Source organism: Variovorax saccharolyticus (assembly GCF_030316765.1).
Taxonomy (GTDB): Bacteria; Pseudomonadota; Gammaproteobacteria; order Burkholderiales; family Burkholderiaceae_C; genus Variovorax; species Variovorax saccharolyticus.
Map to the genome: position 1 here is coordinate 180,814 of NZ_JASZYT010000002.1, position 14,100 is coordinate 194,913.

14 protein-coding genes are annotated in these 14,100 nt (G+C 71.0%); 10 read left to right on the top strand and 4 right to left on the bottom strand.

The features are described 5' to 3' along the window. Positions 1–37: 37 nt before the first annotated feature. From QTI45_RS06890 to pdeM, 6 genes are all read left to right on the top strand, one after another. On the top strand, positions 38–1,000 hold the full coding sequence (locus QTI45_RS06890; RefSeq protein WP_286653861.1) for a substrate-binding domain-containing protein: 963 nt from the start codon (positions 38–40) through the stop codon (positions 998–1,000). Positions 1,001–1,210: 210 nt separating this feature from the next. Continuing rightward, on the top strand, positions 1,211–2,377 hold the full coding sequence (locus QTI45_RS06895) for a Gfo/Idh/MocA family protein (RefSeq protein WP_286653862.1): 1,167 nt from the start codon (positions 1,211–1,213) through the stop codon (positions 2,375–2,377). A 92-nt stretch (positions 2,378–2,469) separates the two neighbouring features. After that, positions 2,470–3,519: a ligase-associated DNA damage response exonuclease gene (locus QTI45_RS06900; RefSeq protein WP_286653863.1), complete on the top strand. Its 1,050-nt coding sequence runs from the start codon at positions 2,470–2,472 to the stop codon at positions 3,517–3,519. Then, positions 3,516–5,162, top strand: a complete 1,647-nt coding sequence (locus tag QTI45_RS06905) for an ATP-dependent DNA ligase (RefSeq protein ID WP_286653864.1) — start codon at positions 3,516–3,518, stop codon at positions 5,160–5,162. The genes QTI45_RS06900 and QTI45_RS06905 overlap by 4 nt, the downstream gene beginning before the upstream one ends. Then, positions 5,162–7,690, top strand: a complete 2,529-nt coding sequence (locus QTI45_RS06910; protein WP_286653865.1) for a ligase-associated DNA damage response DEXH box helicase — start codon at positions 5,162–5,164, stop codon at positions 7,688–7,690. Before QTI45_RS06905 ends, QTI45_RS06910 begins: the two co-directional genes overlap by 1 nt. Continuing rightward, positions 7,687–8,364, top strand: coding sequence for a ligase-associated DNA damage response endonuclease PdeM (gene pdeM / locus QTI45_RS06915; protein WP_286653866.1), 678 nt, complete (start codon positions 7,687–7,689; stop codon positions 8,362–8,364). The genes QTI45_RS06910 and pdeM overlap by 4 nt, the downstream gene beginning before the upstream one ends. A gap of 7 nt (positions 8,365–8,371) precedes the next feature. On the opposite strand, the gene QTI45_RS06920 is transcribed toward pdeM, so the two are convergent. The 3 genes from QTI45_RS06920 to QTI45_RS06930 are packed head-to-tail and all read right to left on the bottom strand — an operon-like array spanning position 8,372 to position 10,496. After that, on the bottom strand, positions 8,372–8,911 hold the full coding sequence (locus QTI45_RS06920) for a TPM domain-containing protein (RefSeq protein WP_286653867.1): 540 nt from the start codon (positions 8,909–8,911) through the stop codon (positions 8,372–8,374). A 2-nt stretch (positions 8,912–8,913) separates the two neighbouring features. After that, on the bottom strand, positions 8,914–9,882 hold the full coding sequence (locus QTI45_RS06925) for a TPM domain-containing protein (RefSeq protein ID WP_286653868.1): 969 nt from the start codon (positions 9,880–9,882) through the stop codon (positions 8,914–8,916). Between the two features lie 17 nt (positions 9,883–9,899). Next, positions 9,900–10,496, bottom strand: a complete 597-nt coding sequence (locus QTI45_RS06930; protein ID WP_444813162.1) for a LemA family protein — start codon at positions 10,494–10,496, stop codon at positions 9,900–9,902. 45 nt (positions 10,497–10,541) lie between these two features. Here QTI45_RS06930 and QTI45_RS06935 point away from each other — a divergent pair, with 45 nt between their 5' ends. Genes QTI45_RS06935 through QTI45_RS06950 form a run of 4 tightly spaced genes read left to right on the top strand, consistent with a single transcriptional unit; the run spans position 10,542 to position 13,344 of the window. After that, positions 10,542–11,297: a hypothetical protein gene (locus tag QTI45_RS06935; protein WP_286370998.1), complete on the top strand. Its 756-nt coding sequence runs from the start codon at positions 10,542–10,544 to the stop codon at positions 11,295–11,297. Positions 11,298–11,344: 47 nt separating this feature from the next. Next, positions 11,345–11,797 carry a YybH family protein gene (locus tag QTI45_RS06940; RefSeq protein ID WP_286370999.1) on the top strand — a complete coding sequence of 151 codons (453 nt, stop codon included), beginning with the start codon at positions 11,345–11,347 and terminating at the stop codon, positions 11,795–11,797. 4 nt (positions 11,798–11,801) lie between these two features. Continuing rightward, entirely contained in the window at positions 11,802–12,776 is a 975-nt protein-coding gene (locus QTI45_RS06945) for a YheT family hydrolase (protein WP_286653869.1), read from the top strand. 22 nt (positions 12,777–12,798) lie between these two features. Further along, complete coding sequence (locus QTI45_RS06950; protein ID WP_286653870.1) at positions 12,799–13,344, top strand: DUF2946 family protein; 546 nt, start codon at positions 12,799–12,801, stop codon at positions 13,342–13,344. A gap of 48 nt (positions 13,345–13,392) precedes the next feature. On the opposite strand, the gene QTI45_RS06955 is transcribed toward QTI45_RS06950, so the two are convergent. After that, positions 13,393–14,001, bottom strand: a complete 609-nt coding sequence (locus tag QTI45_RS06955) for a c-type cytochrome (RefSeq protein ID WP_286371002.1) — start codon at positions 13,999–14,001, stop codon at positions 13,393–13,395. Positions 14,002–14,100 lie beyond the last annotated feature (99 nt).

Here is a 14,100-nt window from a genome sequence, read left to right on the forward strand (position 1 = left end):
GTCCGTTCCACTTCTTTCACAACAGGAGACAAGCAGCATGACTTCATTCACTCGACGCCTGGCGCTCGGCGCCGTCGCCGCCGCGAGCCTCGTGGCCTTCCCGGCACTGGCAGCCGAGCCGGTCCATCTCGGCGTCTCGATCCCGGCCGCGACGCACAGCTTCATGGGCGGCATCAACTACTGGGCCAACCAGGCCAAGAAGGACCTCGAGAAAGAGCACAAGGACCTGAAGATCACGATCAAGACCGCGGCCAACGCGCCCGAGCAGGCCAACCAGCTGCAGGACTTGTCGACGGTGAGCAAGATCAACGCGCTGGTGATCTTCCCCTTCGAGTCGGCGGCGCTGACCAAGCCGGTGGCCCAGGTCAAGGCCAAGGGCACCTACGTGACGGTGGTCGACCGCGGCCTCACCGACACCAGTGCGCAGGATGCCTACGTGGCCGGCGACAACACCGCCTTCGGCAAGATCCCGGCCGAGTACATCGCCAAGAAGCTGGGCGGCAAGGGCAATGTGGTGGCACTGCGCGGCATCGCGACCACGCTGGACAACGAGCGCATGGACGCCTTCAACAGCGTGCTCAAGAACTACCCGGACATCAAGCTGCTCGACGCCAAGTACGCCAACTGGAATCGCGACGATGCCTTCAAGGTCACGCAGGACTACCTGACGCGCTTCAAGAAGATCGACGCGATCTGGGCCGCCGACGACGACATGGCGGTGGGCGTGCTGAAGGCGATCGAGCAGGCCAAGCGCGACGACATCCTGGTGGTGTTCGGCGGCGCGGGCGCCAAGGGCATGGTCAAGACCATCATGGACGGCAAGGACCCGCGGATCCAGGCCGACGTGAGCTATTCGCCGAAGTTCATCTACGACGCGATCAAGCTCACGGCCGAAGCCCGGCTGAAGGGCGAGAAGCTGCCGGCGACCACGATCATTCCCTCGGTGCTGATCACGAAGGAAAACGCGAAGAGCTTCTACCACCCGGACTCGCCGTTCTGATTGTTGCTCGCCCCCAGGTTGCCCGGCACTTCGTGTCCGGGCGCCTCGAGTCGCTGCCAGAGGCATCGGCCCTTCGGAGCCGTCCAAGCCTGCGCCGGCAGGCTTGGAGCCGCGGCTTCTCAGCCCCCTACCGGGGGCAACACCGGCGGCCCGGCGAAGCCGGTTCCGCGGTGTTTCACCAAGGGCGCGCTTCGCGGCGCTTGAAACTGCATGACACACGACATTTTTGCGCGCAAGTTGCGCTACGCCATGGTCGGCGGCGGGCGTGATGCCTTCATTGGGGCGGTGCACCGCAAGGCGATCGCGCTCGACGGGCAGATTGAACTGGTGGCCGGCGCGCTGTCGTCGAGCGCCGAGAAGGCCCGGGCCTCGGGGCGCGACCTGTTCCTGGCCGACGCCCGCAACCACGGCGACTGGCGCGCGCTGCTCGATGACGAACTGAAGCGGCCTGCCGATGAGCGGATCGACTTCGTCTCGATCGTGACCCCGAACCACGTCCATTTTCCGGTCGCCCAGGCCTTCGTCGAGGCCGGCTTCCACGTGGTCTGCGACAAGCCGCTGGTGCACACGCGCGAGCAGGCCGATGCGCTGGTCGCGGCGGTGGCGCGGCAAGGCACGGTGTTCGGCGTCACCTACAACTACACGGGCTACCCGATGGTCCGCCAGGCCCGCGAGATGGTGCGCGCGGGCGAACTCGGCGAGATTCGCAAGGTGGTCGTCGAATACAACCAGGGCTGGCTCGCCACGCGGCTCGAAGGCGAGGGCAACAAGCAGGCCGCATGGCGCAGCGACCCGGCGCGCAGCGGCGCGGCAGGGGCCATCGGCGACATCGGCTCGCATGCCGAGAACCTGATGGCGGCCGTCACCGGCCTGGAGATCGAGAGCCTTTGCGCCGACCTGAGTTCGCTGGTGGCCGGGCGGGCCCTCGACGACGACGGCAGCCTGCTGCTGCGCCTGCGCGGTGGTGCGCGCGGCGTGCTGATCGCCTCGCAGATCAACACCGGACTCGAGAACGACCTGCGGCTGCGGGTCTCGGGCACGCTGGGCACGCTGGTTTGGCGGCAGGAGCAGCCCAGCGAACTCACGCACCTCCCGCACGACGGCCCGAAGCGCATCTTCACGCGCGGATCGCCCTGGCTCAGCGAGGCGGCGCAGCGCGCGAGCCGGCTGCCGAGCGGGCATCCCGAGGGCTTCATCGAGGCCTTCGCCAATGTCTATGCCGGGGTGGCCGCGGACATCCGGGCGCGGCTCGCGGGCCAGCCGGCCGATGCGCTCGCGGCCGACTACCCGCGGGTGGAAGACGGCGCGCGCGGCGTGCGCTTCATCGAGCGCACGGTGGCCTCGGCCGCCAGCGACCGGAAGTGGACGGCCTGGTAGCGCATTTGTCGCGGTCGTAGGCCGCGGCCCACACGGCGTCGCGCCTGCGGCAGGGCACGGGCAGCCGCTGCGCGGCCTACCATGGCGGCTCCATGGTCACCGCGCCGCCTGCTCCGACTTCTTCCCCCGGCGATCTCGTCGTCGCTCGCCCCGAGGGCCTCTATTGCCCGCCGGGCGATTTCTACATCGATCCCTGGCGCCCGGTCGACCGCGCGGTCATCACCCATGCGCACTCCGACCATGCCCGCGTCGGCCATGGGCACTACCTGGCCCACGCCGACAGCGCGGGCACGCTGCGCACACGGCTGGGCGAGATCGCGCTCCAGACCCTGGCCTACGGCGAGGTCGTCGTTCATCACGGCGTGCGCGTGTCGCTGCATCCGGCCGGCCATGTGCTCGGGTCGGCCCAGGTGCGGCTCGAACATGGAGGCCGCGTCTGGGTCGCCTCGGGCGACTACAAGACCGAGCCCGACGGCACCTGCACGCCCTTCGAGCCGGTGCCCTGCGACACCTTCATCACCGAGTCGACCTTCGGCCTGCCGATCTACCGCTGGCCGACGCAGGCCGCCTTGTTCGCCGAGATCAACGACTGGTGGCGCCTCAATGCCGAGCAGGGCAGGGCCTCGGTGCTGCTCTGCTATGCCTTCGGCAAGGCGCAGCGCATCCTGCATGGCGTCGATCCGGCCATCGGGCCGATCGTGGTGCATGGCGCGGTCGAGCCGCTGAATGCGGTGTACCGGGCGGCCGGCGTGCCGCTGCCGCCCACGCTGCGAGTGACGGATCCGGGCGTCGATGCCGCGCTGCTCGGGCGGGCGCTGGTGCTGGCGCCGCCGTCGGCCCAGGGCACGCCGTGGCTGCGCCGCTTCGGCAACTACTCGGATGCCTTCGCGAGCGGCTGGATGCAGCTGCGCGGCACGCGGCGCCGGCGCGGCGTCGATCGCGGTTTCGTGATGTCCGACCACGCGGACTGGCCGGGCCTGCAGCAGGCCATCGCCGGCACCGGCGCGGAGCGCGTCTTCGTGACCCACGGCAGCGTGGCCGTGCTGGTGCGCTGGCTGACCGAGAACGGACTGGAGGCGCAGGGCTTCAAGACCGAGTACGGCGACGAGGATTCGGAGCCTCTCGCCGCGACCGCGCCATGAAGCAATTCGCCGCGCTCTATCGCGAGCTCGACGCGACCACCTCCAGCCTCGCGAAGCAGGCCGCCCTGCAGCGCTACCTGCAGGCCGCTCCGGCGCGCGACGCGGCCTGGGCCGTGTACTTCCTCGCGGGCGGCAAGCCACGCCAGCTGGTCCCCGCCAAGCTCCTGCGCCTGCTCGCGCAGGAAGCCGCGGGCCTGCCCGAGTGGCTGTTCGACGAGAGCTACGAGGCGGTCGGCGATCTGGCCGAAACCATCGCGCTGCTGCTGCCGCCGCCGACCGATGCGCACGACATGGGGCTGGCGGACTGGCTCGAGCAGCAACTGCTGCCCTTGCGCAAGATGCCGCCCGAGGCCCTGGCCGATGCGCTGCGTGCCCAGTGGCGGCAGCTCGCCATCGACGAGCGGCTGGTCTGCTTCAAGCTCATCACGGGCGGTTTCCGCGTCGGCGTCTCGAAGCTGCAGGTGACGCAGGCGCTGGCCGCGGTCGGCGCGCTCGACCCCAAGCGCGTGGCCCAGCGGCTCATGGGCTACACCCACATCGGCGGCCAGCCGACGGCCGCCGACTATGCGGCGCTGATCTCGCCCGAGAGCACCGGCGAGCGCGACCAGAAGACCAGCGGCCAGCCCTATCCCTTCTTCCTCGCGCACCCCTTCGGCCTGCCGCTCGAGCAGTTCGACGCCGCGCTCGGTGCGCCGGCGCAATGGATCGTCGAGTGGAAGTGGGACGGCATCCGGGCCCAGCTGGTGAAGCGCGCGGGCCAGGTCTGGCTCTGGTCGCGCGGCGAGGAACTGGTGACCGAGCGTTTCCCCGAACTGGCCGTGATGGGCGATGCGCTGCCCGACGGCAGCGTGCTCGACGGCGAGATCGTGGTCTGGCGCGAGGACCGCGTGCAGCCCTTCGCCGAGCTGCAGAAGCGCATCGGCCGCAAGACGCTGGGCGCGAAGCTGCTGCGCGAGATCCCGGTCGTACTGCTGGCCTACGACCTGCTCGAATGGCAGGGACGCGACCTGCGCTCGCTGCCGCAGCACGAGCGGCGTTCGCTGCTCGACGAGCTGCTCGCCGGCGTGCAGCATCCGTCGCTGATCGCGAGCCCGATGCTGCATGGCGACGACTGGCAGGACCTGGCGCGGCAGCGCGAGGCCGCACGCTCGATGGGCGTCGAGGGCTTGATGCTCAAGCAACGCGCTGCGCACTACGGCGTCGGCCGCACCAAGGATGTCGGCGTCTGGTGGAAGTGGAAGATCGATCCGCTCTCGATCGATGCGGTGCTGGTCTACGCGCAGCGCGGCCATGGCCGGCGCGCCAGCCTCTACAGCGACTACACCTTCGCGGTCTGGGATGGGCCGCCCGAGGCCACCGATCGCAAGCTGGTGCCCTTCGCGAAAGCCTACTCGGGGCTGACCGACGCCGAGATGGCGAGAGTCGACGCCCTGATCCGCAAGACCACGGTCGAGAGCTTCGGGCCGGTGCGCAGCGTCAGGCCGACGCTGGTGTTCGAGCTCGGCTTCGAGGGCATCGCGCGCAGCACGCGCCACAAGAGCGGCATCGCGGTGCGCTTTCCGCGCATGCTGCGCTGGCGCGAGGACAAGCCCATCGCGGAGGCGGACAGCCTGCAGACGCTGGCTGCGCTGCTGCCTTCGTGATGACGACGAAGCAGGCGCTCGATGCCTGGTTCGCGGCGCGCGGCTGGAAGCCCTTCAAGTTCCAGCGCGCCGTCTGGAAGGCGGTCGCGCAGGGCCGCTCCGGCCTGCTGCACGCGACCACCGGTGCCGGCAAGACCTACGCCGTCTGGCTGGCCGCGCTGCTGGCCTTCGGCGCCGTGCCGCCGAAGCGATCCGCAGCGAAGCGGCCGGAAGTTGCGCCGCCGCTCACGGTGCTGTGGCTGACGCCGATGCGCGCCCTGGCCGCCGACACGCTGCGCGCGCTGCAGCAGGCGCTCGATGCCGCCGCTGCCGGGATGCAGCCGTGGAGCTCCGGCGTGCGCAGCGGCGACACCGGCTCGGCGGAGCGCAGCGCCCAGAACCAGCGCCTGCCGACCGTGCTCGTCACCACGCCCGAGAGCCTGTCGCTGCTGCTCGCGCGCGCCGATGCGCAAGAGGTCCTCGGCGCGCTGCGGCTGGTGGTGGTCGACGAATGGCACGAGCTGCTCGGCAACAAGCGCGGCGTGCAGGTGCAGCTGGCGCTGGCCCGCCTGCGGCGCTGGAACGACGGGCTCTGTGTCTGGGGCATGTCGGCCACCCTCGGCAATCTCGAAGAAGCGATGCAAGCCCTGCTCGGCGCGCAGCAGGGCTTGCTGGTGCAAGGCGAAGTGCCGAAGAAGCTGCTCGTCGATTCGCTGCTGCCGGGCCGGGCCGAGCGCTTCCCATGGGGCGGCCACCTGGGCCTCACGATGCTGGCGCAAGTCATCGGCGAGATCGACGCCAGCACCACCACGCTGGTCTTCACCAACACGCGTTCGCAGTCCGAGATCTGGTATCAGGCGATGCTCGAGGCGCGGCCCGACTGGGCCGGCCGGATCGCGCTGCACCATGGCTCGCTCGACCGCGCGGTGCGCGAGTGGGTCGAGCTCGGGCTGAAGAACGGCGAGCTGAAGGCGGTGGTCTGCACCTCGAGCCTGGACCTGGGCGTCGACTTCCTGCCGGTCGAGCGCGTGCTGCAGATCGGTTCTCCCAAGGGCGTGGCGCGGCTGCTGCAGCGCGCGGGCCGCTCGGGCCACGCACCCGGCCGGCCGTCGCGCATCACGCTGGTGCCGACCCACAGCATCGAGATGGTCGAAGGCGCCGCGGCGCGGGCCGCGATCGCTGCCGGCCACATCGAATCGCGCAGCTCGCCCGAGCAGCCGCTCGACGTGCTGGTTCAGCACATGGTCACGGTCGCCCTCGGCGGCGGCTTCAGGCCCGACGCCCTGTACGACGAGGTGCGCGGCACCGCCGCCTATGCCGGGCTGTCGCGCGAGAGCTGGCAGTGGTGCCTGGACTTCGTCTCGCAGGGCGGCGCGTCGCTGGCGGCCTATCCGGACTACCGGCGCGCGGTGCCGGATGCGCAAGGCGTCTGGCGCGTGCCCGATGCGCGGCTGGCGCGCCGGCACCGCATGAACATCGGCACCATCGTGAGCGATGCCAGCCTGTCGGTGCAGTTCCTCGGCGGCGCGAAGATCGGCAGCGTCGAGGAGGGCTTCGTCGCCCGCATGAAGCCCGGCGACTGCTTCCTGTTCGGCGGGCGGCTGCTCGAGCTGGTGCGCATCCACGACATGACCGCCTGGGTGCGGCGCGCCAGCGGCAAGCGCTCGGCGGTGCCGCGCTGGAACGGCGGCCGGATGCCGCTGTCTAGCACGCTGGCCGATGCCGTGGTGCAGCAGCTCGCGCTGGCCGACCAGGGCCGCTACGAGTCGCCCGAGCTGCGATGCCTGCGTCCGCTGCTCGAGATCCAGCAGCGCTGGTCGGCACTGCCGACGCCCCACACCCTGCTGGCCGAAGTGCTGAAGTCGCGCGAAGGCTGGCACCTGTTCCTCTATCCGTTCGCGGGCCGGCCGGTGCACCTCGGGCTGGCGAACCTGATCGCCTGGCGCATCGCGCAGCACCAGCCGCGCACCTTCTCGATCGCGGTCAACGACTACGGCTTCGAACTGCTGAGCGCCGGAGAGGTCGACTGGGCCACGCTGCTGCCGCAGGTGCTGGTGGCCGGGCACGACGCGAAGGCGCAGGAGGCGGTCGCGCACGACGACGAGCGCACGGCGCTGCTGCACGAGGTGCTGGCCTCGCTCAACGCCACCGAGCTCGCGCGCCGGCGCTTTCGCGAGATCGCGCGCGTCTCGGGCCTGATCTTCCAGGGCTATCCGGGCGAGAAGCGCAGCAACAAGCAGCTGCAGGCCTCCTCGTCGCTGTTCTACGAGGTGTTCCGCAAGTACGACCCGGCCAATCGGCTGCTGCGGCAGGCCGAGGCCGAGCTGCTGGCGCAGGAGCTCGAGATCGGCCGGCTGCGGGCCAGCCTGGCGCGCATGCGCGCCCAGCGGCTGGTGCTGCGCAAGCTGGACAGGCCCACGCCCTTCGCTTTCCCGCTGATGGTCGAGCGCTTTCGCGAGAAGCTGTCGAACGAGAGCGTGGCTGACCGCATCGCGCGCATGGTTCAGCAGTTCGAGAGCGCTGCCGCTTCGGGGACACTCGCTCCGTGACGCCGCCGCCTGCCGCCGCCTGCCGGATCGAACTGGCCGGCGAGACCATCGAACTCCTGCCCGATCCCGCGCTCTGGTGGCCGGCCGCGGGCGTGCTGTTCGTGGCCGATCTGCACCTGGGCAAGGCGGCCGCCTACCGGGCCCTGGGCCAGCCGGTGCCGGGCGGCACCACGCAGGAAAACCTGGCGCGCCTCGACCGCGCGATCGATCTGCATGGGCCGCGGCAGATCGTTTTTCTCGGCGACTTCCTGCATGCGGCGTCGGCCCGCACGGCCTCGCTGCTGGCGGCGGTGCACGCCTGGCGCGAGCGTCATCCGGCGCTGGCCTGCATGCTTGTGCGCGGCAACCACGACAGCCGCGCGGGCGATCCGCCGGCCGCGCTGCGCTTCGAGGTGGTCGACGAGCCGCATCTGATCGGGCCCTTCGCCGCCTGCCACCATCCGCAGCGCCATGCCACGCACGCCGTGCTGGCCGGCCATCTCCATCCGGCCTGCCGGCTCCACGGCCGGGGCCGCGACAGCCTGCGCATGCCTTGCTTCGTGCGGGAGGGCGGGCAGCTGATCCTGCCGGCCTTCGGCGAATTCACGGGCGGCTGGCTGGTGGAGCCGACGCCCGCGCGCCGCTTCTACGCGGTCGGTGGCAATGGGGTCTGGGCGCTTCCCGCGTCGGGCTGAAGCGGGGCTACAGCAGCACCGGCGCGTCCGGCAGTTCGTTGCGGTCGGCCTGGCCGTCGGCCAGCGGGAAGTGCTCGACCAGCAGCGCCGACACCTCTTCGAGCGCCTGTGTCAACCCGTCCTCGAAGCGCCCCTCGCGAAAGGCGGCGCCCATGCGCCCGGCCATGGCCGCCCACTGCGCGGCGTCGACCCGCGCATCGATGCCGCGGTCGGCCACGATCTCGATCGCGTGCTCGGCCAGCAGCAGGTAGATCAGGACGCCGTTGTTGTGCTCGGTGTCCCAGACGCGCAGCTTGCCGAACAGCATGATCGCGCGCTCGCGCGCCGGCGCGTCGCGCCACAGGTAGGACAGCGGCAGCCCGGCCTCGACGCAGACGCGGATCTCGCCGCTGTGGCGCCGCTCGCTGGCCGCCACGCGGCGCGTGAGCCGATCGAGCATCTCGGGCGGCAGCGCGCGCCGGAGGTCGGCCTCGTCGGTCCAGCGGTGGCGCCAGATGCGGCCCAGGCGCGCGAACAGCGACACAGAGGATTTGGAAGCAGATGCCATGGCTACCAGTCCCCCGAGGCGCCGCCGCCGCCGAAATCGCCGCCGCCACCGGAGCCGAAGCCGCCGCCGAAGCCGCCTCCGCCGGAGGACGAGCCGCCGCCCCAGCCACCGCCGCCACGACTGCCGCCCAGTCCGCCCAATCCGCCGCCCAGCGCGCCGCCGAAGCCGCCGCCGCCGCGCCGGCCGATCGATGGTCCGGCGCCGAAGGCGGTCGACAGCAGCGTGAAGAGCAGGGCGGCCAGCGCGGCCAGCACCGCGATCACGAGGCTCGACGTGAGCACCATCACCCCCACGCCGGTCAGGCCGCCGAGCGCCAGCGAGCCCGGGATCTTGCCGAGGATGCGGCGCGCGATCGGCCCGCCCACCAGCACCACCGCGAACAGGAAGATGCCCAGGTCCTGCCAGTTGAAGCCGCTGCCCGAAGCGCGGCCGTCGCCGAAGTCGCCGCCGCGCGCATCGACCTGGGGCAGGGCCTCGCCGTTGACGCGTGCGATCAGCTGGTCGGCCGCGGCATCGAGGCCGCCGGCAAAGTCGTTCTGGCGGAAGCGCGGCTTCATCGCCTCGTCGATGATGTGGGCCGCGGCCAGGTCGGGCACCGCACCCTCGAGGGCCTTGGCGACCTCGATGCGCATCTTGCGGTCGTCCTTGGCGACCACCACGAGGATGCCGTCGCCGACCGCCTTGCGGCCGATCTTCCAGGCGTTGCCGACCCGGTTGGCATAGCTCGCGATGTCCTCCGGCTGGGTGGTCTTGACCATCAGCATGACGATCTGCGAGCCCTTCTTCTGCTCGAAGGCCTGCAGCTTGGCGTCGAGCGCACTGCGCTCGGCAGCGCTCAGAGTGCCGGTCTGGTCGATCACGCGGGCATCGAGCGCGGGCACCGGCAGCAGGCCCTGCGCCTGCGCGCCGACCAGCGCCGCCGCCATCAGGAGGAGTGCCGTCAGCGCCTGCCGGATGCGGGCAGCGGTCATCGCCTGGCCGCTCTCGCCTACTTCTTCGGGGCGCTGAAGTCGACCGTCGGAGGCGTCGAGATCTGGGCTTCGTTCTGGACCGAGAAGTTGGCCTTGGGCGGATAGCCCATGACCTTGGCCGTCAGGTTGGTCGGAAAGCTGCGGGCCAGCACGTTGTACTCCTGCACCGTCTGGATGTAGCGGTTGCGCGCCACCGTGATGCGGTTCTCGGTGCCTTCGAGCGTCACGCGCAGGTCGCGGAAGGCCTGGTTGGCCTTCAGGTTGGGGTATTGCTCGGCCACCACCATCAGGCGCGACAGCGCGCTCGACAGCTCGCCCTGCGCCTGCTGGAACTTGCTGAAGGCCTCGGGATTGTTGAGCGTCTCGGGCGTCACCTGGATCGAGGTCGCCTTGGCGCGGGCCTCGATCACCTTGGTCAGCGTCTCCTGCTCGAAATTGGCTTCGCCCTTGACCGAGGCGACGATGTTGGGCACCAGATCGGCGCGCCGCTGGTACTGGTTGAGCACCTCGCTCCAGGCCGACTTGCTGGCCTCGTCGAGGCGCTGGAAGTCGTTGTAGCCGCAGCCCGCGAGCGACAGCGTCGCGACGATGATCAGTAGCCAGCGTTTCAACATGTCCGAACCCTCTCAGTGCGAAGTCGGCAAAGGTAGCATAGATGGATGGCGCCAGACCCTCTGCAGGCCCTTCAGGCTGCGAACCGCCGGCCCTTCGACGGCCGGCCGGCCGCGGGCACGCTGCTGATCGCAGGCGCCACCGGCGCCCTGGGCCACGAGCTGGTGCGCCGGCTCGCCGGCCGCCATCGCTTCGACCACACGCTGGTGCTGGCGCGCGAACCGATCCGCGCCGGACTGCCGGGCGTCGAGCCGGTGCAGGTGCCGGCGCTGCCGATCGCGCAGTGGCCGACCGTGGCGGCGCACACCGCCCTCGTGCTGTTCGAGCCGCCGCGGCTCTTCTATGACCGGGAGCGGGCGCTGTGGACGCCCGAGCCCGCGCAGCTGCCGGCGCTGGCGGGCTGGCTGCGGGCCTGCGGCGTCCGCACCCTGGCGGTGGTGCAGCCGCACGACCAGGGCCGGCTCCCCGAGGCGCTGAAGCACGGCCTGGCCAGCCTCGACGAGCAGGCCGTGGTGGCGCTGGGCTTCGATCGCGTGCTGCTGGTGCGCTCGGCGCAGAAGCCGGCCGCCGTGCGCTTCGCCAACCCGGGCGAGCGGCTGGCGGCCTGGATGCTGTCGATCACGCGCTTCATGGTGCCGTCCAGCGAGCAGCCGGCGCGGGCCTCCAAGGTGGCCGAAATGGTCGATGTCGCCCTGGCGCTGGCGCCGCCCGGCGTCCACGTGGCGGCGCCCGAGCTGGTCTGGCGCGCGACCCAGGGCGAACTTCGCGCGGTCGTGCAGGGCTGGGTGGCGGCGCGCTCTTGAGCCGCTGCCCGACCGAGGCAAAATCGCTACTTCCGGCAGCACCATCCATGTCCACCAAAGCCAAACTCCGCGCCAGCGCCATCGGCGGCACCGCCGACGACATCGAAGCCGCCTTCTACGAGGCCCTGCAGCGCGGCGACATCGACGCCCTGATGGACTGCTGGGCCGACGAGGAAGAGGTGTTCTGCGTCCACCCGGGCGGCCCGCGGCTGGTCGGGGCCGAGGCGATCCGCGCCGCCTTCGAGCACATGTTCGGCAACGGCGCCATCCAGGCCACGCCGGCGCGGGTGCGCAAGGTCGAGTCGCTCGCCAGCGCGGTGCACAACGTGCTGGAGCGCATCGAGGTGCTGACGGCCGAAGGGCCGCGCCACGCCTTCGTGCTGGCCACCAATGTCTACCACCGCACCGCCCAGGGCTGGCGCATGGTCGCGCACCATGCCAGCCCCGGCAGCTCGCACGAGCCCGGCGACGCCGTCGAGCCGCCGCAGACCCTGCACTGAGCCGATGCAGTACGTCGCGCCACGCTGGCTGCCTGGCGGCAACCTGCAAACCATCTGGCCCGCGCTGTATGCCCGGCGCGCCGAGGCGCCGCTGCCCGCCTTGCGGCGCGAACGCTGGGCCACGCCCGACGGCGACTTCATCGACGTCGACTTCCTGGATGCCCCCGGGGCCGGCCCGAAGCCGCTGCTGGTGCTGTTCCACGGCCTCGAGGGCTCGTCGAGCAGCCACTACGCCGAGGTCTTCGCGGCTTTCGCCCACGCCCGCGGCTGGGACTATGCCGTGCCGCATTTCCGCGGCTGCAGCGGCGAGCTGAACCTGGCGCCCCGGGCCTACCACTCGGGCGATTTCGAGGAGATCGGGTGGATCCTGGCCCGGCTGCGCGCGCAGCGGGACCCGGGGCAGCCCCTGCTCGCGGCCGGCGTCTCGCTCGGCGGCAATGCGCTGATGCGCTGGGCCGAGGAGGCCGGCGGCGAGGCATCGAAGGTGGCGAGCGCGGTGGCCTCGATCTCGGCGCCGCTCGACCTCGCGGCCGGTGGCGCCGCGATCGGCCGCGGGTTCAACCGCCTCGTCTACACGCGCATGTTCCTGTCGACCATGAAGCCCAAGGCGCTGGCCAAGCTGGCCCAGCACCCGGGCCTGTTCGACCGCGACAAGCTGCTCGCGGCGCGCGACCTCTACGCCTTCGACGATGTCTTCACGGCGCCGCTGCACGGCTTTCGCGGCACCGACGACTACTGGTCGCGCGGCTCGGCCAAGCCGCACCTGCACCAGATCCGGATTCCGGCGCTGGTGGTGAATGCGGCCAACGACCCCTTCGTTCCGGCCGCCAGCCTGCCGCGCCCGGGCGAGGTCGGGCGCCACGTCACGCTCTGGCAGCCCGCGCATGGCGGCCATGTGGGATTTCCGCTGGGCCCGCCGCCGGGCCACGTCCGCGCCATGCCCGAGCGCGTGATCGACTGGCTGAAAGACCACGCCTGATCCGCGGGAGCAGAATCCCTTCATGGATGACATCGTCTTGAAGGCCCTGGCCAAGTGGCCGAATGTGCCTCACTGCTACGGCTGGCTCGGGCTCGATGCCCGCGGCAACTGGTTCCTGCGCGACGACCGCACCCAGGCCATCGGGCCGTTCAGGCAGGCCAAGGGCTCGCAGCTGCGGCACGAGAAGCTGATCGACTTCATCCAGCGCAACTACGAGCATGACGACGCCGGCCAGTGGTTCTTCCAGAACGGACCGCAGCGGGTCTACGTCGAGCTCGAAGCCGCGCCGTGGGTCTGGCGCATCGCCGAGGACCTGTCGGTCAGCTCGCACGCCGGGGTGGCGGTCGAGCCCACCGCCTGCCTGCTCGACGGCGAGGGCAGGCTCTACCTGGTGGCCGACATCGGGCTTGGCCTGGTCCATACGCAGGATGTGGGGCTGGCGGCCAAGGCGATCGAGCAGGGCCGCTGGGTGCCCGAGGATGTCCGCGCCGAGGACCTTCCGGCCCGGTTCGGCTTCGTGCCCAGCCCCGCGGCGGGCCAGCCGGCCCAGCCTGCGCGCTCGCACTGAAAACAAAAAAGCCCGCATCGCGGGCTTTTTGCTGGGGGGTAGAAGCGCCTACTTGCCGGCCGCGACCGCGGGGGCTGCGGCATCGGCGGGAGCGCCTTCGGCTGCCGGCGCCGGCCGGTCGGGCACCGGGAAGGTGGCGCCGCCCGAGTTCGCCAGGAAGACCACCGCGCGGCCGATCTCGATGTCGTCGAAGTCGCCGCCGCCCTGGGCCGGCATCGCGCCCTTGCCCTTGAGCGCGTGCTCGAGCAGCGTGGCGTAGCCCTGGCCGATGCGCGGGCCCCAGGCAGCGGCATCGCCCTGGTGCGGCGCGCCGGGGATGCCGGGAGCGCCGTGGCAAGCCACGCACTGGGCCTTGAAGACGGCCTCGCCGGTGGCCAGCGGCCGGTTGGCGTCGCGGATCTCGATGCTGCCGACCTTCTTGAGCCTTTCGGCGACATCGCGATCGCGGCTGTCTTTGGACACGCCGTAGAGCGACATGCTGTCGCCTTGCGCCGAGCCCGAAGGATGGGTGCCCGACACGACGAACGACACCAGGCCGACGATGATGAGGATGGGAACGATGAAGGAGAAAAAGACCGCGAGCAGCAGCTGCTTCGGATTCTTGATCGGGCCGGTATGGGCTTCTTCTGTGGCCTGGTAGTGCGGGTCGTCGCTCATTGCGTCCTCAGTATCGGGGGCTCGGTGGGGCTTTTCGAATCAACCGCGGATTATAGAGAGACCCTTGGCCCCGGCCGTCCAGGGACGACCGGGCCCCCG